Consider the following 21,908-nt stretch of genomic DNA (forward strand, 5'->3'; position numbering starts at 1 on the left):
ACTACCGTCGGCCGAGCGCCGACGCGACCCGGTCGACCACGCGACCGACGGCGGTCCGCACCGCGTCGGCCGCGCTCGATTCGCTCCCGGAGCGGCGGGACCGGTCGTTCCGCCGGCCCGAGCGACTGTGGGCCCGCGTTCGACCGCGACCGCGGCTCTCGGCCAACAGCCGTTCGTAGCGGTCGATTACCTTCTGTCGGTCCGCGTCGGCGCTGTCGAGACGGGCACTGAGCCGGGCGTTCGCGCGGCGGAGCGCCTCGTTCTCGCGCCGGAGAGCGTCTCGGCCCCGCGCGTCGGCGGGAGGCGACTGACGGCTGTGGGGCGGCGATTGACGACCGCGAGGCGGCGCGGACGCGGATGGAGACGCGGACGTGGGTGAAGACGTGGACGCGGGTGAGGACGCGGACGAAGTCGAGGACGCGGCTGGCGACGAGGCCGCGGCCGTGGACGACCCGGTTTCGGTTCCGTCCGGGGGGTACGTTCTCGACCCGGCCCCGTCCCGACTGACGGTTCCGGTCGGCATGCTACTGAGCGACATCGTGTGGCACGACGTACCACAGAACGAAAAGAATGTGTCAGACGCGCACCCGACGCGCGTCATCGTCCGCGGTCTGACGGCTCCGCCCGTCGTCGGTCGCGGCCGTCGGCGACGGTCGATACCGGGTCGGTCGCCCTACTCGGCGAGGTGTTCGAGGACCGCCTCGGTGTCGTTCGGGACGGGTTCGGGGTCGTCGCCCGCCTCGAACGCCGCGTCGGGGTCCTTCAGGAGGTGGCCCGTCGTGAGACAGACGACCTGTTCGTCCGCGTCGACGACGCCCTCGGCGCGGAGCTTTCGGAGGCCGGCGACGGAGGCGGCGGAGGCGGGTTCGACGCCGACGCCCTCGCCGGCGAGGTCGCGCTGTGCCTCGGTGATTTCCTCGTCGGAGACGGCGACGGCCGTGCCGTTCGTCTCGCGGATGCCGGGGAGCGCCTTCGGCGCGTTGACCGGGTTGCCGATGCGGATTGCGGTCGCGCGCGTCTCGACCTCGTCCCAGCGGCGAGTCTCGTCCCAGCCGTTCTCGATGGCCTCGACCATCGGGGCCGCGCCCTCGGCCTGCACGCCGGTCAGCTTCGGCACGTCGTCGACGTCGAGCGCGCCCGACTGGACGAGTTCGCGGAACGCCTTGTAGAGCGCCGAGGTGTTGCCCGCGTTGCCGACGGGGAGGACGATGCGGTCCGGGTAGGAGCCGTAGTCCTCGTGGAACTCCTCTAAGATTTCGAGGCCGATGGTCTTCTGGCCCTCCAGCCGGAAGGGGTTCAGCGAGTTGAGGAGGTACGCCTCGCCGCGGGCGGCGAGGTCCTGGACGATGTCGAGACAGGAGTCGAAGTTGCCGTCGACTTCGAGGATGCGCGCGTCGTGGAGCGACGCCTGCGCGATTTTCCCGGCGGCGACCTTCCCGGCGGGGAGGAGCACGAGCGTCTCCATCCCGCCGCGCGCGCCGTAGGCGGCGAGCGCGGCCGAGGTGTTCCCGGTCGAGGCGCAGGCGAGGCGGCCGACGCCGAGTTCCTTCGCCACGCGGACGCCGACGGTCATGCCGCGGTCCTTGAACGAGCCGGTGGGGTTCATCCCCTCGTGTTTGACGCGGAGGGTCTCGACGCCCACGTCGGCTTCGAGGCGCGGGACCTCGTGGAGCGGCGTCGCGCCCTCGGGGAGCGAGACGCCCTCCTCGAAGGGGAGCGCGGCGTTGTAGCGCCAGACGCCGCGGCCCTCGAAGTCGTCCCACGTCGGCGGGGACGCGTAGCGGACTTCGAGGAGGCCGTCGCAGTCGTCGCAGGTGTACCGAACGTCCTCGAACGGCGCGAACTGCGCGCCGCACGCGATACATTCGAGCCAGGTGCCGTCGTCGGCGACGGATGGCTCCTCGGGGGCGGGTGCCGTGAGTTCGAGGCTCATTGCTCGGGCGGTGGCACCAGAGGGACAAAAGCGGGCGGGTTTGGGCGGCACCTGCCGGGCGACGGACTCGCCGGGAGCGCGGTCGACCGAGAGCTTACGACTCGCCGAAGGCGTCGATGCGGGCGTGAACGTCCTCCGCCCACTCGTCGAGGGAGGCGTGCATCATCTCCTTGGCCTCCGGGAGCGGCGTCGCCGTGTACTGGTAGACGTAGCCGCCGGGGTCGAGCAGGCGGCGCTTGCGCTCGGTGAGGCCCTTGTCGAGGAGCGTCGTCAGAGAGCGGTTGACGTTGCTCCGGTCGCGGTCGAGCACCTCAGCCAGTTCGGCGACGGTGCTTCCGGGGTTGTCGAGTAGTGCGAGATACGTCCGGCTCTCGTGGCTCTGGATGCCGAAGACGCACGCGAGGACCTGTCCGAAGTTCGGGTCCTCGGTCTCCATCAGTTCGCCCATGTCCGGTGCGTCGGCCATGCACACCTGTTCGCCGTGCGTCGGATTAAACCCTCACCTACAGGCGAGCGGGCGGCCGCCGCGACCGGGCCGCCGCGCCGACACGACGCTACTCCGCTTTCGCGTAGCCCATCTTCAGCACGCAGGCTCGCATCCCGTCTTCGTCCTCGTGTTTGTGGAGCGTCGTCGGCGTGTCGCAGTAGAAGACCGTCCCGTCGTGGCGGAGCGTCACCTCGTGGACGCCGCCGAGCAGTTCCGCTCGGACGACGACGCGGCGGCCATCGCGGAGCGCGTCGAGGATTTCGTCTGCGGTCAGTTCGCCGGACTCGACTCGGAGCGGCTCGGGCATACCGGAGGGTCGCGGGCGAGCGCTATCAGTATTGTCGATGGCGGTGAGTGCCGACAAAAGCGCGTGCCGGCGGCGGGCGACGAGCCGAAACAGAAGCCGGCTCAGTTCGTCGTCCAGTTAGACCGGTGTTCCTCGTCGGTCGTCGGCACCTCCACGCCCTCGACGGCCTCCGCGACCTCGGTCTCCTTCGGCGTGTCGATGTGCCAGCGGTCGATTTCGTCTTCGAAGCCCCGCAACGTCTCCGACACCATCGACTTCAGCTCGTCGTCGTTGACGTTCACCTCGAAGACGAACCGCTCGTCGCCGGTGCCGCGGCCGACCCGCTGGATGTTCGCGCTCACGAGTTCGTTGTCGAAGTAGTACGGGGCCAACTGGGTCATCACGTTGCGGTAGACCGTGTCCTCGACCTTCCGGAGCGCCTTCCGGCCGGCGGAGTCGGCCGCGCGAGCGACGTAGTTGATGGAGTCCTGCCACGACTCGACGGCCCCCTCGTTGTCGCCCTCCTCGACCCGCTCGTAAGAGCGAGAGAGCTTCTCTCCCGCCGTCTTGAGGTCGTCGTTGGGGGTCTTGCCCGCCTTCTCGCCTTCGCCCTCGCCGACGCTGGCCTGCTGGGCCGTCTTCTCGTTTACGTCCTCGCCGAGCCGCTCGTGGGACTTCGGCCGCCACTCGTCCCAGTCGTCGAAGGCGGCGCCGTCGACGTCGGCGTCGCGGAGCGCGCGGGTGATTCGCTCACCGTGTTCGACGACCTCGTCCCAGGTGCCGCGGCGTTTGAACCCGGAGATGCTCTCTTCCATTGTCGTTGACGGGAATACGCGCCAGACGGTATAAACTCTACGAGGGGACAGGTTCGCACACGGGTGAGAACGTCTAGCGCTCCCCGTAGACGAAGCGCTCGGCGGCCGCGTCGAGGCGAGACGACAGCCGACCGAGCCACGCCGCCGGCGACGCGGCCCGGAGCGCCGACGCGTCGAGTTCGATTCGGTCGTCGCCGAACGGGTCGCGGTCCTCGCTCGCGGCGGCGTCCACGACGGTCGTCATCGAACACCGGCCGCACGCCTCGCGGGGCGAGTCTGCCATGCGCCGCGCTTCGAAACCATCACGAATAAACCTTGGTTTCCGGGCGGGTCGCGACGGGCTTATACGCTCGAACGTGTTGCTCCGTCTCATGGGATATCGCGTCGTGGACGCCACCGCCGTCGAACCCGCCGAGGACCGCCCGTGCGAACTCCGCCGCATCGGCGGCGAGGGGGGCTTAGAGACCGTCGCGCTCAACCGCTTCCGGGCCGCACCCGGCGAGCAGGTGCCGCTTTCCTATCACTACCACACCGAACAGGAGGAGGCGTTCTACGTCCTCTCGGGCACGCTGTTCGTCGAGACGCCGGACGAGACGTTCGAAGTCGGCGCTGACGGCCTGTTCGTCGCCGACCCCGAGAGCCCACACCGGGCGTACAACCCCGAGGACGCGGACGAGGCCGTCGAACTGCTCGCGCTCGGCTCGCCGGCCGTGTCGGGCGACGCCGTGCCCTACGACCCCGACGAGGAATGAGGAGCGTCGAACCCGAGGACGCTGGGGGAGCCGGAGACCCGGACGGGGCGGACGGGGCGAGCGACCCGGACGCATCGACAGCCGGTCCCGCCCTCGACCGCCCCGAATGGGACGACGAGTACCTCGACCGGGTCGCCGAACGGCTCATGTACAACTACGACTTGGAGCGGGCGTACGCCGTTCGCGGCGAGCGGTTCGACCTGTTCGGCTCGATGCGGATGGAGAGCCAAAAGCAGTTCCTCCACCAGTCTATCAACTACGCCAACCACCACGCGATGGAGTACATGTTCGCGCGGCGGGTCGAGTCGGCGACGGTCGCCGAACTCGAACGGCTCGTCGAACTGGGCCACGCGCTCGCCGACGAGTGGATAGACCCCGACGAGGAGCACTACGGGACGGACTTCACCTTCGTGCTCGTCGCCGACGCGGTGCCGGAGGAAGTCCGGGCGTTCGTGTCCGACTTCGCCGACCGGACGCTCCTGAAGTTCGGCTACTACGGCCACTACGAGGTGAACCTCGCCGTCGTCGCGCCGGCCGACGAGGACGCCGTGGCGAGCCGCAACGCCGACTCGGTCGCCGCGTTCACGCTCTGGAGCGACGGCTCCCCGGCGGTCGAAGACGGGCTGTTAGCCCGGCTCCTCGGGAAGTTGCGTCGGTAAGAAAAAACGGAGGTCGGTGGTCGGTGGTCGGAAGTCGAACGGCGAACCACCGCGTGTCAGTCGTCGCTCGGTCGCGGGCGACCGCCGCTACCGCCACTGCCGCCCGAACTCCGGGCGTCTTTGATGTTGTCGTAGCCGATTTTCGCCAGTGACAGCGCCAGATAGACGAGCACCAGCGCGAGGACGATCTGGACGACCGCCGACACCATCGCGAAGGTGCCCGCCGAGTCCAGCCAGTCGGGGTTCATGAACTTCGCGTAGATGTTGTCGTGGAACGCGAGCCACAGCAGGCCGAGCGACGTGATGGTCGTCATGAGCGCCATCGGCAGGCCCGTGCTGAGAAGCTGTTTGGAGTCGTCCCAGTTGGCCAGCCAGACGGTCGCGGTCAGGAGCGCCAGCGCGGCGAGAAGCTGGTTCGCGCCGCCGAACAGTTGCCAGAGCGTCAGCCACGAGCCGCTGGTGATGAGGATGTACGCCGGGAGCGACTGCACGAACGCGTTGCCGTAGCGGTTAGTCGCGAACTCCTCGACCGGCGTCTCGGGCGTCCCGACGATTTCCTCCATCATGTAGCGACCGAGGCGAACCGCGGTGTCGGTCGACGTGAGGAGGAAACTGACCAGCACGAGGGCCATGAACGGCCCGCCGAAGGAGGTCGGGATACCGAAGCTCGACAGGATGACGCCGCCGCCCGCCGCGAACGTCGGCAGGGCGAGGCCGATGCCGCCGCCCACGTCGGGCGCGATGATGGCGACCGTCGCCAGCGCGACGGTGGCGAGGAGGCCCTCGCCGAGCATGCCGCCGTAGCCGATGACGCGCGCGTCGGACTCCTTGTTCAACTGCTTCGAGGTCGTGCCCGACGAGACGAGCGAGTGGAACCCGCTGATGGTCCCGCAGGCGATGGTGATGAACAGAAGCGGGAACAGCGGCGCGCCGGAGCGGCCGATAAAGCCGTAGTACGGTTCGAGGTTCGTCACGAGCGGTTGCGTCGGGGTCGTGAAGAGCGTGCCCACGACGATGGCGACGAGCGCGCCGCCGACGCCCGCGTACAGCAGGAACGACGAGAGGTAGTCGCGCGGTTGCAGAAGCACCCACACCGGGAGGGCGCTGGCGACCGCCCCGTAGACGAGGATGAGCGGCACCCACGCCGCGGTATTCCCGTTGAACGAACTCGCGCCGGGAAGCCACGCGCCGGAGCCGGAGAACAGGACGAACGTCTCGGCGGGCGCGCGGGCCGCGGGTTCGAACAGCGCAACCGGGAACTGAATCCCCGCGTAGACGCCGACGAACATCGCGATGACGAACGCGGCGGTCCCCGGCAGGAACGGGAGGTTCAGCTGGTAGAGGTAGACGCCGAACAGCACCGCGAGGACGATGTACACCAGACTCGCCGTGGCCGCCTCCGGATAGGCGTTGAACACGATGGCCACCACGAGGGCGAACACCGCGACGACGAGGACGATGGTGAGAAACGCGAACCACAACAGCATGTTCTTGCCGCGCTCGCCGACGTACTCGCCGATGATGTAGCCGATGGACTTCCCGTCGTGTCGCAGACTGCTCGACAGCGACACGAAGTCGTGGACGCTCCCGAGAAGCGGATTCCCGATGGCGATCCACGCGAGCGCGGGGGCCCAGCCCCACACCACGCCCGCCGTAATCGGCCCGACAATCGGCGCGCCGCCCGCGATGCTCGAATAGTGATGCCCCAGTAACACCGGCTTTTTCGCCGGAACGTATTCTTGACCGTCTTCGTATTTGTGCGCTGGCGTCTCACGACTGTCGTCGAGTTCGACGAACTGCGCGAGGTATCGGGAGTAGCCGAGATACCCGACGGTAAACAACGCAAACACCGTGACGACCATCCAAATGACTTGTACCATGGTACGCTGCCCCATTGGAAGACACGAAAATGCCCACCTTAACGATAACGATAGATAGGCATCTATCGTGTTCGAACGACAGGTTCGTTCGGAGGGGTGCGTCGAAAACTCACGCCGTACGGCTCGTTGTGACAGCTCACTGAGTATCCAGCGCGGTGTCGATGTCGAGTTCGGCCGCGACCTCGCCGAGGAAGTCGCCTTTGACCTCGGCGACCCGCGTCTCGACGGCGGCGACAAGCGGCGGTGAAAAATTCTCGCGGAGGTCGGCGAGTCGTTCGCGCTCTGTCTTGACTCGCCCGCGCAAGAACGTCGCGCCCCGGCCCGACTCGTCGGGGTCGGGTTCGGGCGTGAGGCGGTTGACCGCGAGACCGCGCACGTCGAGGCCGTAGGAGTCGAGTTGGTCGATGGCGCGCTCCGTCTCGCGGAGCGACAGTTCGTCGGGGTTCACGACGAGGAAGAACGCGGCGTCGTCCTGTAGCGTCGCCTTGGCGAACGAGAAGTCGTCGCGGCGCTGTTCGAGGCGGGCGATGATGGGGTCGCCGTCCATCATGCGCCGGGGTTCGTTGTTGCCGATAGCGGCGCGTTCGAACAGTTTGACCGACTCCTTGCGCTTGTGGAGGAGCCGCTGAATCCAGCCGTCGAGGTACTCCGGCAGGGAGAGCAGTCGGAGCGTCCCGCCGGTCGGCGAGGTGTCGAAGACGACCCGGTCGTAGTCGTCCGCCGAGCGCATCACGTCGATGAAGCGGTCGAACAGCGCCGACTCGTACGCGCCGGGCGTCTGGTGGGCCATCTCTATCTGCCGGTCTATCTCGTTGACCATCGCCGGACTCACTTGGTCGCCCATCGCCCGCTTCGTCTCCATGAGATGTTCGCGGACCTCGGTCTCGGGGTCGATTTCCATCGCGTCGAGGTTCGGCTCGCCGGCGACGGCCGCGGGCTCGTCGGTAAAGGACTGGTCGAACACGTCGCTCGTGCTGTGGGCCGGGTCGGTCGAGACGAGGAGCGTCCGGACGCCGTCGCGGGCGCACTTGACCGCGTAGGCGCTGGACATCGTCGTCTTGCCCACGCCGCCTTTGCCGCCGAAGAAGACGAATTTGCGCATGTTAGAAGTGATATTGGTGGCCCTTGCGTTCGAGGAGCGACCCGCGGTCCCACATCCGCCGCTCCCACGCCTCGAACTCGTCTTCGAGGTAGGGGAGCAGTTCGGCGGTGTAGTACGAGATGGGCGAGGGGATGCCGAACGCGTCGGGGAAGCACGCGAGCATGAACGCGTCCTCGTCGTCCTCGGCCTGCTTTTCTATCTTCTCGTAGGCGGGATGCGAAATCATCCCGTGGTAGAGGCCGCGGAGCCACTCTTCGACGAGTTCGCGGAAGGATTCGATGCGCGCGGCGAGCGTCATCAGTTTACACACTCACCCGTTTTCGGACAAAAGGGTATCGTTCACGAACGTCCGCGCTGGATACCTGCGATTTCATATGTGCGGACCCGGTAGGCCCGCTCATGAACGCGGGGGAGACGATTCCGGTGACGGTGCTCGGCGGGAGTCTCGGGGCGGGGAAGACGACGCTTCTCAACCACCTGTTGACGCACGCCGGCGACCGCGACATCGCCGTGCTCGTCAACGACATGGGCTCCGTGAACGTCGACGCCGAACTGGTCGCCGAGGAGTCCGACCTCGCGGTCGGAAACGGCGTGACCGAGCTCTCGAACGGCTGTATCTGCTGTGAGCTACAGGACGACCTCGAAACCGCGGTCGTCCGCCTCGCGCGAGAGCGGTCGTTCGACCATCTCGTCGTGGAGGCGTCGGGCGTCTCGGAGCCGGGTCCGGTCGCCCGGCTGTTCGTCACCTCGCGGGCGGCCGCCCGCTACGACGTGGCCGGTCTCGCCACCGTCGTCGACTCGCGGCTGTTCGCGGACACCTTCGGCGGCGGCGACCCCGACCGAACCGTCGCCGAGGAGGGTGACGGCTCGGTGCGCCCGCTGTCGGACCTCCTCGTCGAGCAGGTCGAGAGCGCCGACCTCGTCGTCCTCAACAAACGGGACCTCGTCTCCGACGCGGAACTCGCGGCGGTCCGCGACGCGGTCGAGGCGCTCCGGCCCGGCGCGACCGTGGTGGAGACGGCCCACGGCGACGTGGACGTGGACCTGCTCCTGTCGGACCTTCACGACCCCGACGCCCCCGTCGGCTGGCGGGCCGCGTTGGAGGACGGGACGGGCGACGGCGGGGGCGAAGACGACCACGCCGAGCACGCGGACGCAGACCGCGACGACCGCGATGACCACGGGCACGGGCACAGCGACCACAGCGACCACGACCACGACCACGACGAAACACCCCACGCCGAGGCGACCTACGGCGTCACGTCGTTCGTCTACCGCCGCCGGGCACCGCTCGACCCCGACGGCGCGGCCGCGGTCCTCGGAGACCTCCCCGACTCGGTCGTCCGCGCCAAGGGCTCGCTGTGGGTCGCCGGGGCCGAGGACGTCCACTACACCTACAGTCAGGCCGGCCCGTCGGCGTACGTCGCCGCCGCCGGCCCGTGGGTCGCCTCCCGGCCCGAGTTCGAACAGGACACCTACCGCCGCAACCACCCCGAACTCGACTGGCACGACGACCACGGCGACCGGCGGACCGAACTGGTGTTCATCGGCCGCGGGATGGACGAAGCCGCGCTCGCGGCCGCGCTCGACGCCCACCTGCTCGACCCCGGCGCGTCCGCGGACGCCGGCGACTACCCGACCGAACCCGGCGCGGAAGTCGCGCTCGCGGAGCCGACCCGGGAGCGCGAGTCGGTCCCGACCGCGGGCGCGGCCTCGGAGAGCGGACGATGAGCGGCGAGTCTGAGCGGGCCGGCGACGACGAGGGCCGCGGGAGCGATACCGAGGAGCGCGAAGCGGAGATAGAGTGGGGCGAGGGCGACCCGCGGGTGCTTTTCGTCATGAACCTCGTCCTCTCGACGGCGTTCGCGGCGGTGGTCGTCTACGGCCTGTCGTACCTCGACCTCGCGGCCTTCTCGGTCGTCAACGTCGCGTCCGCGGCGCTCGTGCTCACGGCGGTCACGTACCTCGTGACGAACTGAAACCGCCGGATGGGTCACCGACCCATTCTACGCGTGAACTACCCGCAGGCGACCGCTGGCGGCCGATAGCCGCATTTATGTCCTTCGGGAAACCGCCTTCTCAGTAAGATGCCCATCGAAGACCGAGACGACGCGTACCTCATCACGCACGCGCTGGCGAAGGACACGCTCTCGCGCCTCCGAGACGTGGAGACGACGCAGGTCGCCTTCCGGAAAGGCCTCGTCAAACTCGGCCGCATCTGTGGCTACGAGATAATCGACGGCGCGATGGAGACCGAGTACGTCACCATCCAGACCCCGCTGGCCGAGACGACCGGCGAGCGCGTGAAGGGCCTCGACAACGTCGTCATCATCAACGTGCTCCGCGCCGCGACGCCGTTCGTGGAGGGACTGCTCAAGGCGTTCCCGCGGGCGAAGCAGGGCGTCATCTCCGCCGGCCGCGACGAGGAGGCGGGGATGGACGACGACGGCGGCTTCCCCATCACCATCGACTACGTGAAGCTCCCCGAAATCACGGAGAAAGACACGGTCATCGTGGCCGACCCGATGCTCGCGACCGGTTCGACGATGTGCTCGGTCCTCGACCACATCCTCGAGAACGCGGGCGTCGACCCCGAGAAGCTGTTCGTCCTCTCGGCGGTCTCCGCGCCCGACGGCCTGCTCCGCGTCGACAACGAGTTCCCCGAGGTCGACCTGCTGACGGTCGCCATCGACGACTACCTCGACGACGACGGCTACATCGTCCCCGGACTGGGCGACGCCGGCGACCGCGCGTTCCGAACGACGTAACTCGGTCTCGCCTCACCTCGCCTCGCCTCGCCTCGCCTCGCCTCGCTTCGACGCGCGGGAGTCGCCGACGGCCGCCTCGGCCGCCGCCCCGGATTCGGGTAACGACTAAGTTACCGCCCGCGCACCTCCGACGCATGGACGAACCTCGCGCCGCCGGAGGGTGCCGACGATGAGCGACCCGTGCGACGGCTGTGGGCGGGCGGTCGAAGACGCCCTCGCCCGCGCGGTCCAGTTGCAGGTCGACGGCTCGACCGTGGACGACCAGCGGCTCTGTCCGACCTGTTTCGCCGACTGGATAACCAAGTACGAAGAACAGATGTCGCCCAAGCAGTCGTCGGGCGACTCGACGGACTCCGAGATAATCGTCGACTGACGGCACCGATTCGGGGTCGCGTCCACGATGCCTGACGGCCGGGGGCCGCGAACCGCCGTCCGAACCCCCTCTCTTCGGGTCGAAAACAGGCTTCCGGCGGCCGGTCTTTCGTTCGAGTCGAACGTCCCGAACCGCACCCCCGTAGACTACTGTGAGAGGCTGTTACAAGGGGTGCGGCGGGGTCGACACCCGACTCGCCGAACCCCTTCGTTTCGGGTCGAAGCCCCCGAGAACGGGGCGAATTCAAGGCGAGCGCGGAGAGACCGTCGCGTCGAGACCCGACCGAATCGAACCGACAGCCCGAGACTTCGGTTCCCTTTCGACCGACCAGTTCAGGGATGCACCCCGTTATCGAATTACTATTCAAAAATCGGTAATCATCTGGCAGTATCGACGGGAAATACGGGATATGCTGGCCGTTGACATGAACAGCCATAAGTACGTCTCGTGTCGAATGGGACTGTATGACTCGGAAGCTTGACCGCCGACAGTTTATCGCCGCGACAGGTGCCGTTGGCCTCGCCGGCCTCGCCGGCTGTTCCGGCGGCGGCGGCGAAGAGACGACGACGACGACCGAATCCGGTGGCGAGGAGACGACCACCGCCGCCGAGGAGACGACCACGGAATCCGGCGGTAACGGTGGCACGGAGACCCGACTCTCGTGGCACGCCGGCGGGACGGGCGGCACGTACTACCCCCTCTCGAACGAGTTCAAGTCGGTCGTCGAGGCGCAGACCGACTTCACGCTTCAGGTGCAGTCCACCGGCGCGTCCGTCGAGAACGTCGGGAGCCTCGCCCGCGGCGACGCGGACTTCGCGCTGATTCAGAACGACGTGGCCTACTTCGCCCGCAACGGCGAGGGCATCGAGGCGTTCCAGGGCAACGCCGTCGAGAACCTCCGCGGCGTCGCCACGCTCTACCCCGAGACGATTCACCTCGTCACGCTCGCCGACACGGGCATCGAGACGCCGTCGGACCTCTCCGGCGCGACCATCAACACCGGTGACCTCGGCTCCGGGACGCAGGTCAACGCCAACCAGATTCTGGAGGCGCTCGGCGTCTCCGACTACAGCGAGCAGAACACCGGCTTCTCGCAGGCCTCCGACCAGCTGAAGAACGGCGACATCGACGCCGCGTTCGTCGTCGGCGGCTGGCCGGTCGGCGCTATCGAGGAGCTCGCCGCGACCGAGGACGTCCGCATCGTCCCCATCGAGGGCGACAACCGGCAGGCCGTCAAGGACGCCGCGCCGTTCTACGCCGACGACGAGGTCCCGTCGGGCACCTACGGTCTGGAGAACCCCGCCCCGACCGTCTCGGTCAAGGCCATGATTGCGACGAACGCCGAACAGCCCGAATCGACCGTCGAAGCGGTCACGAGCGCCATCTTCGAGAACGTCGACGACCTCACCATCAAGACGGACTTCATCTCCAAGGAGAGCGCGCAAGAGGGCATGTCCATCGAGCTTCACCCCGGCGCGCAGGCCTACTTCGGCTAAGCCCGGGCGCTTCGCTCCACTTTCGAACAGCGGATTCCTACCCACCTTTCGATGCTTAATTCGACTCCCACACGTCTCCTCGTCGTAGTCGCGGTGCTGGCGGTCGCCGTCGGCGGGAGCGCCGCCGTCCCGGCCGGACAGGCGCTCGTCGTCGAAGACGCCGAGACCGGCGAGCGACTACAGACGATTCCGGTCGAAGAGAACACGACCGTCGCGCTCGAATACACCCACAGCGTCGAGAAGACGCGCGTCCTCGACGCCTACGCTGTGCAGGACGGCGAGCTCGTCATGACCAGAATGGAGTTCAAGTCCTACGGCGCGGGCCTCCCCGCTCGGGCGAACGTGACGACCGAAAACGGCTCGTTCGTCTTCGACCCCGAGGGGAGCTACGAGGACCTGTACGTCAAACCCGGCCGCATCGCCGGCCACAAGCTACACGTCGGTGAGCAGACCTACGACCTCGTGGCGCTGTCCGACGCGCGCTCGGTCCGCCTGTACGTCACGCACCGCACCGTCCTCGACGCCGCCCTCCACTGACCAACGATGAACCGAACACACGACGAGGGTCGACCCGACGACCCCGACGACGAAGACGCCTCCCGGTCCGCACCGGAGTCCGACGCGGCACCGGCCGACCCGCCGGTTCGAACCGACGGCGGCGAGCCGCCCGCGGACGACGACCGCGAGGCCGCGAGTACCGACGAAGAACTATCCGAAGAAGAGGCACAGGAGATGCTGGAGGGCATCGACCGGAAGCGGACGCTCTCGGGCTGGGCGGCGATTCTCACGTCGTTCGTGGCCATCGCGTTTTCCGTCTTCCAGTCGTGGCTGGCCGCCCGCGGCTTCGAGTTCGCCGCGACGCTCCCGCTCGTCGGCGAGGTGTCGCTCGGCGCGCTCCAACTCCTGCAGGTGAACTCGATTCACGTCGCCTTCGCGCTCGTGTTGGCGTTCGTCCTCTTCCCGCCGACGACCGGCCACGGCAGGTTCGCCACGGCGCTCGGTCGCGTGGTCCCGAGCCTCGCGTCGAGCCTCGGTGAGGACCACCCGGTCACCCGCGTTGCCGCGGGGGTCCGCCGGTACGTCCGGTGGCTCGCGGTTGACCCGGACCGCGAGCGCGTGACGCCGCTCGACGCGTTCTGCATCGTGCTCGCCGTCGCCACGGCGGCCTACATGGTGTTCGAGTGGGGCGAGATTCAGCAACTCCGCGTGTTCGGTCTCGAAGCCGGTCGGACGGTCGCCGAGTACCTCGGCGCACCGTTCGTCTGGTTGGGCGACGCGCTCGGCCCGCTCGGCTTCCTCGCCGACGCGGTCGTCGCGGTCATCGGCGTGCTCCCCTTCGCGGACGTGTCCTACCCGTTCTTCCTCGGCGCGGTCGGCGTCCTCCTCGTCCTGGAGGCGACCCGTCGCTCCCTCGGGTTCTACCTGATGGTCATCGTCGCCTCGTTCATCGTCTACGCGAAGTTCGGCTACCTCATCTCGCCGTCGACGCCGCTGGTCGGCGTCCTCTCTATCCCCGAGGGGTCGTGGGCGAACATCATCCAGAACCTCTGGTACAACACCGAAAACGGCGTCTTCGGCATCCCGGTGACCGTCTCCGTGCAGTTCATCTACATCTTCATCCTGTTCGGGGCGTTCCTGGAGATGTCCGGGGCCGGCCAGTGGTTCATCGACCTCGCGTACGCCGCGACCGGGACCCGAAAGGGCGGCCCGGCGAAGGCCTCTATCCTCGCGTCCGGCTTCATGGGGACCATCTCCGGCTCCTCCATCGCCAACACGGTGACGACCGGCGCGTTCACCATCCCGCTGATGAAGCGGTCGGGCTACCGCTCCGAGTTCGCCGGGGCCGTCGAGGCCTCCGCCTCCTCCGGCGGTCAGATTCTCCCGCCGGTGATGGGCGCGGCGGCGTTCCTCATGATAGAGTTCATCGGCGTCCCCTTCTCCGACATCATCATCGCGGCGGCCATCCCCGCCGTGGTGTTCTTCTTCGGCGTGTGGGTGATGGTCCACCTCGAAGCGACCCGGGCGGGCATCGGCGGCCTCGACCGCTCCGAGGTCGTCGACCTCGGCAAGCACCTCACCCGCGGGTGGTTCTACCTCATCCCGCTCGTGTTGCTCATGTACTACCTGCTCGTCGAGCGCCTGACGGTCGCGCGCTCGGCGTGGTTCACGCTCATCGCCATCATGGCGCTTCTGTCCGTCGTCGCGGCGTACAGCGAACGGACCCGCGTCCCCCTCTTGGGCGCTATCGCGGCGGCGTTCGTCGCGCAACTCGGCTCGTACGTCACCACCGGCGTCGGCGTCGTCGACGCGGTCACGGGCGGGAGCGGCGAACCGCTCGGCGCGACCGCCGCGCTGTTCGCCGCCGCGGGCGACCTCGGCATCATCGCCATCTTCGTCAGCCTCGTCGTGATGCTCGTCCGGCCGGCGCTCGACTCGCCGCTGTTAGAGTTCGACGAGGCGGTCGACGAGGCGGCCGACAACGTCGCCAGCGCGGTCTCGCGGCCGTCGCTGTCGGACCTGAACGTGTTCCGCTACGTGACGTTCATCGGGAAGTCGATGGACTCCGGCGCGCGCACCTCGACCGAGGTCGTCGTCGCCGTCGCCGCCGCGGGCATCATCCCCGGCGTCGTCAGCGCGACCGGCCTCGGCCCGAACCTGACCGCGCTCATCAAGGCGGTCGCCGGCGGCTCTATCGTCCTCTTGCTCCTGTTCACGGCTATCGCGTCTATCATCCTCGGGATGGGGATGCCGACGACGGTGACGTACATCATCCTCGTCTCACTGCTCGGCCCCGCCATCGCGCAGTCCTCCGACATCCCACTGCTCGCGGCCCACCTGTTCATCCTCTACTTCGGGGTGATAGCGGACATCACACCGCCGGTGGCGGTCGCGGCGTACGCCGCCTCCGGCATCGCCCGTTCCAATCCGTTCCGGACCGGGACGAAGGCGTTCTCGCTGTCGCTCAACAAGGCAATCGTGCCGTTCGCGTTCGCCCTGACGCCGGGCATCCTGCTCCTCCGCGGACGGGGCGAGGCCGCGGCGGTCATCACGTTCGCCGACGTGGCCGACATCGGCTACTTCATCCCCGAGGTGGTCATCCCGGTCGCGGGCGTCTTCGTCGGCGTCATCGGACTCGGCGCGACCGTCATCGGCTACCTCTACAGCCGCGTGTCGCGGACCGAACGCGCCCTGTTCGCCCTCTCGGCGTTCCTCCTCATGGCCCCGATGTTGCTTTTGAACGCCGCGTTCGACTTCGGGGGCTTCCTCGGCCTCGTCGGGGAGGTTCCCAACACGGTTCCCGTCGACCTCGCCATGCGCGCGGTCGGCGGGGCGCTGTTCGGCGCGCTGGCCGTGAAGAACCGCCGCGAATCGGGCGAGCGGGCCGCGCCGACCCCCGCGGAACAGGTAGAGCCGACCGACTGACTGCCGACTGACCACCGACTGACCGTCGAAAAACGGAACGTCGCGGCCGCGCTACTCGATGTCCGCGCGGCCGCTGGTCGCGCTCCGAATGCGGTCGCGGAGGTCCGGGCCGTCCTCGACGGGGACGCGGACCTCGAAAGACACCTCGGCCTCGTAGGCGGCGTCGAACTCGACGCCCGCGCTTTCTAACAGCCCGCGGACGCTCCCCGAGTCGTCGTACTCGACGGTCGCGGTGAACCGCTCGTGGGGTATCTCCTCGACGACGCCCGCCGCGTCGAGCGCCTCCTTGACGGCCCGGGAGTACGCGCGGGCGAGGCCGCCGACGCCGAGATTGGTGCCGCCGTAGTAGCGCGTCACGACGGCGGCGACGTTGCGCACGTCCTGCTGAACGAGGACGTTGAGCGCCGGTTTCCCCGACGAGCCGCTCGGCTCGCCGTCGTCGCTCTGGTACTCGCGGAGCATGACGCTCCCCCCGCCGGGGACCGACGACGAGGCCGACCCCGCGGGCACCCGGTAGGCGGGGACGTTGTGGGTGGCGTCGGGGTGGCGCTCCTCGATTTCGGCGACGAACGCCTCCGCCTCCTCGACCGTCTCCGCGGGGGAGACGTAGCCGATGAACTCCGAGCCGTTGACCTCGAAGCGGGCGTCGGCCCGGCCGGCGACGGTTCGATAGGCGTCGGTCATGCTCCCGAGTTGGCGGCGCGGCGTGGAAAAGCGTTCGCACCGTGTCGGCGGCGCGCCGACGAGGGGAACAGGCGGTATGGAGTCGCCGGGGGGCGGCGGCGGACGGCGAAGGGGCGGGGACGCAGACCGAACGGCGACGCGCTACTGACCGCAGGCGTCCGCGTACGAGGTACACCCGTTTTGGATGCAGACGCCGCAGAGGTGGCGCGTCTCGGAAATCGGCTCACCACAGCACATGCAACTGCGCATGGAACCCATACGAACACCTACCGCGGGAGGTGACAAGAATCTTATTGCCCCGTTGACAGAATATTCGCGGAGCCGACGGGCCGGCTCAGGCGATGGTGATGCGGCGGACGAAATCGAGGTTCGACAGGTCGTTGAGCAGGTCGCCGGGAATCGGCTCGTCGGTGATGATGTAGAGCTTCGGGTCGTCGGTGAACTCGGGGTCTTCGCTTATCGTCTGGCGAATCGAGATGCTCGCGTCGGCGAGTTTCGAGGTGACGGTGGCGACGATGCCGGGCTCGTCGGCGTCGGCGACCTCGACGGTGAGCACGGAGAGGTCGAGCACCGGCGCGAGGTCCATCAGGCTCGGAATCGACGAGATGTTCTGGAAGATTCGCCGAAGCTCCTCGTCGTCGAGGATGGCGTCGGTCGTCGAGTCGACGACCCGCCGGTCGACGTCGGCCTCGCGGGCGATGCCGGTGTTCGGTATCTCGATGCCGCCCGAGACGACCCGTCCCTGGTCGTTGACGGAAAAGCCCCGTTCCAAGAGGAGCCGAATGACAGCCTGCTGGCTCGGACTGCCCTCGAACTTCTCCATAATCTCGTCGAACATTCGTTGGTCGGGGGATTTGCGGGCGGGTACATTAAGTGGTCCGTCACCGGCGACGCCGCGGCCGAGGGGTTCGGGGGCGACCCCGCGAGCGGGCCACCGACCCCGCGACCGGGGAGTGGGTTTAACCGTCGGCGCGGAGACCCGTCGTCCATGCGCGAACTACGCACCTGCGACTTCTGTGGGGCCGACGCCGTCGGCGTGTTCGAGGTACTGCCACCGGCGTTGACGCCGGCCGACGACCAGCGCCGCGTCGTCCTCTGCGAGCACTGCGAAGAGACGCTGAGCGAGGTCATCGCACCGCTTCTCTCCCGGCTCGGCGTCGACGCCGACGTGAACGTGGCCGACGACGCGCGGGCCGAGACGGGCGCGTCCGCGGCACCGGAACGGACCGCAGGCGGGTCGGTGGGCGAGGCCGCCTCGGTCGACGTGAACGCGGTCGAGCCCGCGCCGACGCCGCCGGAGCCGGCGAATCACGACTCGCCGGACGAGACCGACGACTCCGACGAAACAGAACAGGCCAACGAAACAGAGCCCACCGACGAAACAGAACAGACCGACGAAGCCGACGACGAAACGGAGCCGACCGGCGACGAGTCCGCGTCGGCCACCGCGGAGGAGGCGCAATCGACCGCCGGGTCGTCCGACCGGGGCGGAGAGCCGCCGAAGTTCCGGAAGGTCATCCGCATCCTCCAGAACCGCGAGTTCCCCGTCGAGCGGGCTGAGGTCGAGGCGCTGGCGTCCGGCGCGTACGACCTCGACGACGACGAGGTCGCCGACATCTTCGACTACGCAATCGAACGCGGTCTGCTCGTCGATGACTCGGGGACGCTCCGGCGGCCCTGAGCGCCGAACGCGAGAAATCGGGGGAGAAAAAGCGGAGACTACAGTTTCCCTTTCGTGCTCGGCGTGTCGGAGCGCCGCGGGTCAACGCGGGTCGCGTCGTCGAGCGAGCGCGCGAGCGCCTTGAACAGCGCCTCGACCTCGTGGTGGGCGTTGTCGCCTTCGACGCCCGCGTGGAGCGTGAGGCCGGCGTTCATGGCGAGCGACATGGCGAAGTGCTCGGCCATGTGGCTGGTGAAGTCGCCGATAGCGGGCTGGGAGAAGTCGCCCGAGAACTCGAAGAAGGGCCGGCCCGACACGTCCACGACGACCGAGGCGACGGCCTCGTCGAGCGGGACCTTCCGGTCGGCGTAGCGGACGATGCCGCGCTTGTCGCCGAGCGCCTCGGTGAACGCCTCGCCGAGGACGATAGCCACGTCCTCGACGGTGTGGTGGTCGTCGATGTGGAGGTCGCCGTCGCACTGGACGGTCAGGTCGAACAGGCCGTGTTTGGCGAAGGCCTCCAGCATGTGGTCGAAGAATCCGATACCGGTGTCGACGACCGCGTCGCCGTCGCCGTCGATTGACAGCGTCACGTCGATGGTCGTCTCGGACGTCTCGCGGGAGACGGCCGCGCGTCGGTCGGCGTCGCTCATGTCGCGTTCGAGGCGGGCCGCGCATATAGGGATTCTCGTCGCCGCGCGGGGCGATTCTCGATGCCGACGCGTCAGACGCTCGTCTGACGGACGTTCATGGTTTTGGACGCGTAGGGTGGGGTATGCATCGAAAGGGAGCGCTGGTGGTGGGGTACACCATCTGCGTCGGGGGGCTCCTGCTTACCGCGCGGTCCGGGGTCGCTGTCGCGCTCGGCGTCGCGCTGGTGACGCTCGCAATCGCGGCGGCGGTGATCGGCGGGGGCGTCTGACATGACGGGGAGCGAATCGACGCGGCGGGAGCCGAGTCATCCGGGGGCGAGCGACTGATGCGGCGCGGAGCGACCGCCAGCCCGAAGCGGGACGTCGTGACGGTCAGCATGCTCGTCCTCGCCGGCCCCTTCCTCGCGACCTCGCGCCCCGTGACCGTGGTAATCGGCGCGCTGTTCGTCGCCGTCGGCGTCTACGGAACCGTCGAGAGCCTCGTCGCGGCCGTCGGCGCGTATCTCGACGTGTAGTGCCGCGGGGTCGTGCGGGGTTGCGCGGCGTCTCGGCGTCTCGGCGTCTCAGACGTGTCTCGGCGCTGAGCGCGTGAGGCGGGGGCGACGCGGCTACGCCTCCATGGCTTCTTCGAGCGTGAACCGACCCTCGTAGAGCGCGGTCCCGACGACGGTCGCCGCCGCGCCCGCCTCGCGGAGCGCGCGGACGTCGTCGAGCGAGGCGACGCCGCCGGAGGCGACGACCGGGATGTCGACCGCGTCGACGACCGCCGAGGTCGTCTCGAGGTGGACGCCTTCGAGCTGTCCCTCCACGTCGACGTCGGTAAAGAGGATGGCCGCCGCGCCGAGTTCCTCGTACCGGGCGGCCGCCTCGGCGGGGTCGAGGCCGGTGCCCTCGGTCCAGCCGGAGACGACGACCTCGCCGTCTTTCGCGTCGAGGCTGACCATCACGCCGTCGGGGTAGTCGGCGGCGAGTTCGGCCACGATGTCGGGGTTCTCGACGGCCGCGGTGCCGAGGATGACGCGGTCGACGCCGCGGTCCAAGAGGTCGCGGGCGTCGTCTGCGGTGCGGATGCCGCCGCCGAGTTGGAGCGGCACGTCGACCGCGTCGAGGACGGCGTCGACCGCCGGGGCGTTCTTCCGCTCGCCCTCGAACGCGCCGTCGAGGTCGACGAGGTGGAGCGTCTCCGCGCCGGCGTCGACCCAGCGGCGGGCGGCCTCGACCGGGTCGCCGTAGGTCTTCTCGGTGCCGCGTTCGCCCTGCACGAGTTGGACGACTTCGCCGTCTTGCATGTCGACCGCGGGGACGACTTCGAACTCCGGGAACATACGCCACCGTGGGCGAGCGACGTGCGTAAACGCACCGGATACGGCGACAGGGTGGCCGGATACAGCGGCCCGGAGACCGGAGACGGCGACTCGGATGCGACACCCCGAATACGGCACCCCGGAGTGGGCGACGCCAATCGGGCGACGAACGTAACAACCGAACCAACAGTTCGGAACGGCTTTGTCGCGCCGGGGTTCACACACACTCAATGAAACTCTTCGGTTCCAGCGGCACCCGCGGCGTGGTGGGTGAGAGCCTCACCCCGGAGTTCGTCCTCCGCGTCGCCAAGGCCGCCGGCACGGTCTGGAACGCGGACCGGGTCGCCATCGCACGGGACACCCGAACGACGGGCGAGATGTTCGTCAACGCCGCCGAGTCCGGGCTGGCGAGCGTCGGCGTCGACGTGGACGACCTCGGCGTCGTCCCCACCCCCGCGGCGGTCCGCTACTGCGAGAACCAGTCCGTTCCGGGCGTCGTCATCACGGCCTCGCACAACCCGCCGGAGTTCAACGGCGTCAAGCTCGTCGGCGACGACGGCGTCGAACTCGCCGTCGAGGAGCTAGAGCGCATCGAAGACCACATCCTCGCCGAGGAGTTCGACGTGGCCGAGTGGGACGCCGTCGGGAGCGTCCGGTCGGTCGGGACCGCGAACGACGGCTACCGCGAGGACCTCCTCGCCAACGTCGACCGCGAGAAAATCGCCGCCGCGAACCTCACGGTCGCGCTCGACCCCGGACACGGCGCCGGGTCGCTCGTCACGCCCGACTTCCTCCGCGAACTCGGCTGTGAGGTCCGCACCGTCAACGCCCAGCCCGACGGCCACTTCCCCGGTCGCCAGTCCGAACCGGTGTCCGAGAACCTCCGCGACCTCGAACGCCTCGTCCGCGCGACCGACGCCGACGTGGGAATCGCCCACGACGGCGACGCCGACCGGGCCGTCTTCGTGAACGAGCGCGGCGAGTGCATCTCCGGCGAGGCGTCGCTGGCCGCCCTCGCGGCCGCCGCGCTCGAACCGGGCGACGCGACCGTCTCCGCGGTGAACGTCTCCCAGCGCCTCGTCGACGTCTGCGAGGAGGTCGGCGCCGACCTCGAACTCACGCCCATCGGCGCGACGAACCTCATCACCCGCGTCCGCGAACTCTGGCGCGAGGGCCGGAACGTCCCCGTCGCGGGCGAGGGCAACGGAGGGGTGTTCTACCCCAACTACCGCCTCGTCCGCGACGGCGCGTACATCGCGGCGAAGTTCCTCGAACTCGTCGCCGAACGCCCGCCGAGCGAACTCGTCGCGCCCTACGAGGACTACTACAACGTCCGCATCAATCTCGAATACGACGAGGAAGCCGAGTTGACGGCGATGCTCAACGCCGCGGCCGACTACGCCGAATCGGCCGACGCGACGCCGAACACGACCGACGGCTACCGCCTCGACTACGGCGACGCGTGGGTGCTCGTCCGCCCCTCCGGAACCGAGCCGAAGGTCCGCGTCTACGCCGAGGCTCGCTCCGAGGAGCGCGCGACCGAACTCGCCGAGGACGCCGCCGACGCGCTCCGAAGCGCGGTCGCGACGCTGTAACTCGGCGACAGAACCGACGAAAAAGAATCTCTTTTCGC

26 protein-coding genes are annotated in these 21,908 nt (G+C 68.6%); 13 read left to right on the forward strand and 13 right to left on the reverse strand.

Going from position 1 to position 21,908, the window contains the following annotated elements:
• Window position 1: 1 nt before the first annotated feature.
• From C438_RS20000 to C438_RS07255, 6 genes are all read right to left on the reverse strand, one after another.
• Window positions 2–538, reverse strand: coding sequence for a hypothetical protein (locus C438_RS20000; protein ID WP_049917854.1), 537 nt, complete (start codon window positions 536–538; stop codon window positions 2–4).
• Window positions 539–673: 135 nt separating this feature from the next.
• Window positions 674–1,933, reverse strand: a complete 1,260-nt coding sequence (gene thrC, locus C438_RS07235; RefSeq protein ID WP_004968691.1) for a threonine synthase — start codon at window positions 1,931–1,933, stop codon at window positions 674–676.
• 94 nt (window positions 1,934–2,027) lie between these two features.
• Window positions 2,028–2,399, reverse strand: a complete 372-nt coding sequence (locus C438_RS07240; protein WP_004968692.1) for a helix-turn-helix domain-containing protein — start codon at window positions 2,397–2,399, stop codon at window positions 2,028–2,030.
• A gap of 88 nt (window positions 2,400–2,487) precedes the next feature.
• A complete protein-coding gene (locus C438_RS07245; RefSeq protein ID WP_004968693.1) occupies window positions 2,488–2,727 on the reverse strand; it encodes a hypothetical protein in 240 nt (79 codons plus the stop codon).
• 101 nt (window positions 2,728–2,828) lie between these two features.
• Window positions 2,829–3,521 (reverse strand): DUF5828 family protein, encoded by a 693-nt coding sequence (locus C438_RS07250; protein WP_004968694.1) that lies wholly within the window; start codon window positions 3,519–3,521, stop codon window positions 2,829–2,831.
• Window positions 3,522–3,594: 73 nt separating this feature from the next.
• Window positions 3,595–3,804, reverse strand: a complete 210-nt coding sequence (locus C438_RS07255) for a hypothetical protein (RefSeq protein ID WP_004968696.1) — start codon at window positions 3,802–3,804, stop codon at window positions 3,595–3,597.
• 88 nt (window positions 3,805–3,892) lie between these two features.
• On the opposite strand from C438_RS07255, the gene C438_RS07260 reads away from it, so the two are divergent.
• Window positions 3,893–4,273 carry a cupin domain-containing protein gene (locus C438_RS07260; RefSeq protein WP_004968698.1) on the forward strand — a complete coding sequence of 127 codons (381 nt, stop codon included), beginning with the start codon at window positions 3,893–3,895 and terminating at the stop codon, window positions 4,271–4,273.
• Window positions 4,270–4,932 carry a hypothetical protein gene (locus tag C438_RS07265; protein WP_004968699.1) on the forward strand — a complete coding sequence of 221 codons (663 nt, stop codon included), beginning with the start codon at window positions 4,270–4,272 and terminating at the stop codon, window positions 4,930–4,932. Before C438_RS07260 ends, C438_RS07265 begins: the two co-directional genes overlap by 4 nt.
• Before the next feature lie 56 nt (window positions 4,933–4,988).
• Here the strand turns inward: C438_RS07265 and C438_RS07270 are convergent, their stop codons facing one another.
• The 3 genes from C438_RS07270 to C438_RS07280 form a co-directional block, all read right to left on the reverse strand.
• A complete protein-coding gene (locus C438_RS07270; RefSeq protein WP_004968700.1) occupies window positions 4,989–6,812 on the reverse strand; it encodes a carbon starvation CstA family protein in 1,824 nt (607 codons plus the stop codon).
• A gap of 136 nt (window positions 6,813–6,948) precedes the next feature.
• Window positions 6,949–7,914 (reverse strand): ArsA family ATPase, encoded by a 966-nt coding sequence (locus C438_RS07275; protein ID WP_004968701.1) that lies wholly within the window; start codon window positions 7,912–7,914, stop codon window positions 6,949–6,951.
• Between the two features lies 1 nt (window position 7,915).
• Window positions 7,916–8,212: a hypothetical protein gene (locus C438_RS07280; RefSeq protein WP_004968702.1), complete on the reverse strand. Its 297-nt coding sequence runs from the start codon at window positions 8,210–8,212 to the stop codon at window positions 7,916–7,918.
• Between the two features lie 101 nt (window positions 8,213–8,313).
• On the opposite strand from C438_RS07280, the gene C438_RS07285 reads away from it, so the two are divergent.
• From C438_RS07285 to C438_RS07315, 7 genes are all read left to right on the forward strand, one after another.
• The gene (locus C438_RS07285; RefSeq protein WP_004968703.1) at window positions 8,314–9,645 is read left to right on the forward strand and encodes a CobW family GTP-binding protein; all 1,332 of its coding nucleotides are present in this window, start codon (window positions 8,314–8,316) and stop codon (window positions 9,643–9,645) included.
• Entirely contained in the window at window positions 9,642–9,893 is a 252-nt protein-coding gene (locus C438_RS07290) for a hypothetical protein (protein WP_004968704.1), read from the forward strand. The genes C438_RS07285 and C438_RS07290 overlap by 4 nt, the downstream gene beginning before the upstream one ends.
• A gap of 108 nt (window positions 9,894–10,001) precedes the next feature.
• Entirely contained in the window at window positions 10,002–10,682 is a 681-nt protein-coding gene (gene upp / locus C438_RS07295) for a uracil phosphoribosyltransferase (protein ID WP_004044864.1), read from the forward strand.
• A gap of 169 nt (window positions 10,683–10,851) precedes the next feature.
• On the forward strand, window positions 10,852–11,055 hold the full coding sequence (locus tag C438_RS07300; protein ID WP_004968706.1) for a DUF7569 family protein: 204 nt from the start codon (window positions 10,852–10,854) through the stop codon (window positions 11,053–11,055).
• Between the two features lie 464 nt (window positions 11,056–11,519).
• Entirely contained in the window at window positions 11,520–12,551 is a 1,032-nt protein-coding gene (locus C438_RS07305) for a TAXI family TRAP transporter solute-binding subunit (protein ID WP_004968707.1), read from the forward strand.
• Window positions 12,552–12,602: 51 nt separating this feature from the next.
• Window positions 12,603–13,088, forward strand: coding sequence for a DUF1850 domain-containing protein (locus C438_RS07310; protein WP_049917857.1), 486 nt, complete (start codon window positions 12,603–12,605; stop codon window positions 13,086–13,088).
• 6 nt (window positions 13,089–13,094) lie between these two features.
• Window positions 13,095–15,974 carry a TRAP transporter permease gene (locus tag C438_RS07315; RefSeq protein ID WP_004968709.1) on the forward strand — a complete coding sequence of 960 codons (2,880 nt, stop codon included), beginning with the start codon at window positions 13,095–13,097 and terminating at the stop codon, window positions 15,972–15,974.
• A gap of 51 nt (window positions 15,975–16,025) precedes the next feature.
• On the opposite strand, the gene C438_RS07320 is transcribed toward C438_RS07315, so the two are convergent.
• Both C438_RS07320 and C438_RS07325 read right to left on the reverse strand, forming a co-directional pair.
• A complete protein-coding gene (locus tag C438_RS07320; protein WP_004968710.1) occupies window positions 16,026–16,658 on the reverse strand; it encodes an IMPACT family protein in 633 nt (210 codons plus the stop codon).
• Between the two features lie 334 nt (window positions 16,659–16,992).
• Window positions 16,993–17,496 (reverse strand): ACT domain-containing protein, encoded by a 504-nt coding sequence (locus C438_RS07325; protein WP_004968711.1) that lies wholly within the window; start codon window positions 17,494–17,496, stop codon window positions 16,993–16,995.
• Window positions 17,497–17,646: 150 nt separating this feature from the next.
• On the opposite strand from C438_RS07325, the gene C438_RS07330 reads away from it, so the two are divergent.
• Entirely contained in the window at window positions 17,647–18,339 is a 693-nt protein-coding gene (locus C438_RS07330) for a hypothetical protein (protein ID WP_004968712.1), read from the forward strand.
• Between the two features lie 38 nt (window positions 18,340–18,377).
• Here C438_RS07330 and hisB read toward each other — a convergent pair whose 3' ends face one another.
• Window positions 18,378–18,971: an imidazoleglycerol-phosphate dehydratase HisB gene (gene hisB / locus C438_RS07335; protein WP_004968713.1), complete on the reverse strand. Its 594-nt coding sequence runs from the start codon at window positions 18,969–18,971 to the stop codon at window positions 18,378–18,380.
• A 122-nt stretch (window positions 18,972–19,093) separates the two neighbouring features.
• Between hisB and C438_RS20005 the strand changes: the two genes are divergently transcribed.
• Both C438_RS20005 and C438_RS07345 read left to right on the forward strand, forming a co-directional pair.
• The gene (locus tag C438_RS20005; protein WP_239640666.1) at window positions 19,094–19,240 is read left to right on the forward strand and encodes a hypothetical protein; all 147 of its coding nucleotides are present in this window, start codon (window positions 19,094–19,096) and stop codon (window positions 19,238–19,240) included.
• A 57-nt stretch (window positions 19,241–19,297) separates the two neighbouring features.
• Window positions 19,298–19,486 (forward strand): hypothetical protein, encoded by a 189-nt coding sequence (locus tag C438_RS07345; RefSeq protein ID WP_004968714.1) that lies wholly within the window; start codon window positions 19,298–19,300, stop codon window positions 19,484–19,486.
• Window positions 19,487–19,579: 93 nt separating this feature from the next.
• Here C438_RS07345 and hisA read toward each other — a convergent pair whose 3' ends face one another.
• Window positions 19,580–20,296, reverse strand: a complete 717-nt coding sequence (gene hisA / locus C438_RS07350; RefSeq protein ID WP_004968715.1) for a 1-(5-phosphoribosyl)-5-[(5-phosphoribosylamino)methylideneamino]imidazole-4-carboxamide isomerase — start codon at window positions 20,294–20,296, stop codon at window positions 19,580–19,582.
• 209 nt (window positions 20,297–20,505) lie between these two features.
• Here hisA and glmM point away from each other — a divergent pair, with 209 nt between their 5' ends.
• Entirely contained in the window at window positions 20,506–21,870 is a 1,365-nt protein-coding gene (gene glmM, locus C438_RS07355; protein WP_004968716.1) for a phosphoglucosamine mutase, read from the forward strand.
• The last annotated feature ends 38 nt before the right edge of the window (window positions 21,871–21,908 follow it).

Source organism: Haloferax denitrificans ATCC 35960 (assembly GCF_000337795.1).
Taxonomy (GTDB): Archaea; Halobacteriota; Halobacteria; order Halobacteriales; family Haloferacaceae; genus Haloferax; species Haloferax denitrificans.

What these genes read in the sequence shown, in the direction of transcription:
- upp (WP_004044864.1), top strand. Translation starts at nt 10,002, where the DNA reads ATGCCCATCGAAGACCGAGACGACGCGTACCTCATCACGCACGCGCTG.
- C438_RS07325 (WP_004968711.1), bottom strand. Translation starts at nt 17,496, where the DNA reads ATGTTCGACGAGATTATGGAGAAGTTCGAGGGCAGTCCGAGCCAGCAG.
- C438_RS07240 (WP_004968692.1), bottom strand. Translation starts at nt 2,399, where the DNA reads ATGGCCGACGCACCGGACATGGGCGAACTGATGGAGACCGAGGACCCG.
- C438_RS07255 (WP_004968696.1), bottom strand. Translation starts at nt 3,804, where the DNA reads ATGGCAGACTCGCCCCGCGAGGCGTGCGGCCGGTGTTCGATGACGACC.
- C438_RS07260 (WP_004968698.1), top strand. Translation starts at nt 3,893, where the DNA reads ATGGGATATCGCGTCGTGGACGCCACCGCCGTCGAACCCGCCGAGGAC.
- hisB (WP_004968713.1), bottom strand. Translation starts at nt 18,971, where the DNA reads ATGAGCGACGCCGACCGACGCGCGGCCGTCTCCCGCGAGACGTCCGAG.
- C438_RS07315 (WP_004968709.1), top strand. Translation starts at nt 13,095, where the DNA reads ATGAACCGAACACACGACGAGGGTCGACCCGACGACCCCGACGACGAA.
- C438_RS20005 (WP_239640666.1), top strand. Translation starts at nt 19,094, where the DNA reads ATGCATCGAAAGGGAGCGCTGGTGGTGGGGTACACCATCTGCGTCGGG.
- C438_RS07280 (WP_004968702.1), bottom strand. Translation starts at nt 8,212, where the DNA reads ATGACGCTCGCCGCGCGCATCGAATCCTTCCGCGAACTCGTCGAAGAG.
- C438_RS07265 (WP_004968699.1), top strand. Translation starts at nt 4,270, where the DNA reads ATGAGGAGCGTCGAACCCGAGGACGCTGGGGGAGCCGGAGACCCGGAC.
- C438_RS07275 (WP_004968701.1), bottom strand. Translation starts at nt 7,914, where the DNA reads ATGCGCAAATTCGTCTTCTTCGGCGGCAAAGGCGGCGTGGGCAAGACG.
- C438_RS07245 (WP_004968693.1), bottom strand. Translation starts at nt 2,727, where the DNA reads ATGCCCGAGCCGCTCCGAGTCGAGTCCGGCGAACTGACCGCAGACGAA.
- C438_RS07300 (WP_004968706.1), top strand. Translation starts at nt 10,852, where the DNA reads ATGAGCGACCCGTGCGACGGCTGTGGGCGGGCGGTCGAAGACGCCCTC.
- C438_RS07345 (WP_004968714.1), top strand. Translation starts at nt 19,298, where the DNA reads ATGCGGCGCGGAGCGACCGCCAGCCCGAAGCGGGACGTCGTGACGGTC.
- glmM (WP_004968716.1), top strand. Translation starts at nt 20,506, where the DNA reads ATGAAACTCTTCGGTTCCAGCGGCACCCGCGGCGTGGTGGGTGAGAGC.
- C438_RS07310 (WP_049917857.1), top strand. Translation starts at nt 12,603, where the DNA reads ATGCTTAATTCGACTCCCACACGTCTCCTCGTCGTAGTCGCGGTGCTG.
- C438_RS07290 (WP_004968704.1), top strand. Translation starts at nt 9,642, where the DNA reads ATGAGCGGCGAGTCTGAGCGGGCCGGCGACGACGAGGGCCGCGGGAGC.
- C438_RS07320 (WP_004968710.1), bottom strand. Translation starts at nt 16,658, where the DNA reads ATGACCGACGCCTATCGAACCGTCGCCGGCCGGGCCGACGCCCGCTTC.
- hisA (WP_004968715.1), bottom strand. Translation starts at nt 20,296, where the DNA reads ATGTTCCCGGAGTTCGAAGTCGTCCCCGCGGTCGACATGCAAGACGGC.
- C438_RS07250 (WP_004968694.1), bottom strand. Translation starts at nt 3,521, where the DNA reads ATGGAAGAGAGCATCTCCGGGTTCAAACGCCGCGGCACCTGGGACGAG.
- C438_RS07270 (WP_004968700.1), bottom strand. Translation starts at nt 6,812, where the DNA reads ATGGTACAAGTCATTTGGATGGTCGTCACGGTGTTTGCGTTGTTTACC.
- C438_RS07285 (WP_004968703.1), top strand. Translation starts at nt 8,314, where the DNA reads ATGAACGCGGGGGAGACGATTCCGGTGACGGTGCTCGGCGGGAGTCTC.
- thrC (WP_004968691.1), bottom strand. Translation starts at nt 1,933, where the DNA reads ATGAGCCTCGAACTCACGGCACCCGCCCCCGAGGAGCCATCCGTCGCC.
- C438_RS07330 (WP_004968712.1), top strand. Translation starts at nt 17,647, where the DNA reads ATGCGCGAACTACGCACCTGCGACTTCTGTGGGGCCGACGCCGTCGGC.
- C438_RS20000 (WP_049917854.1), bottom strand. Translation starts at nt 538, where the DNA reads ATGTCGCTCAGTAGCATGCCGACCGGAACCGTCAGTCGGGACGGGGCC.
- C438_RS07305 (WP_004968707.1), top strand. Translation starts at nt 11,520, where the DNA reads ATGACTCGGAAGCTTGACCGCCGACAGTTTATCGCCGCGACAGGTGCC.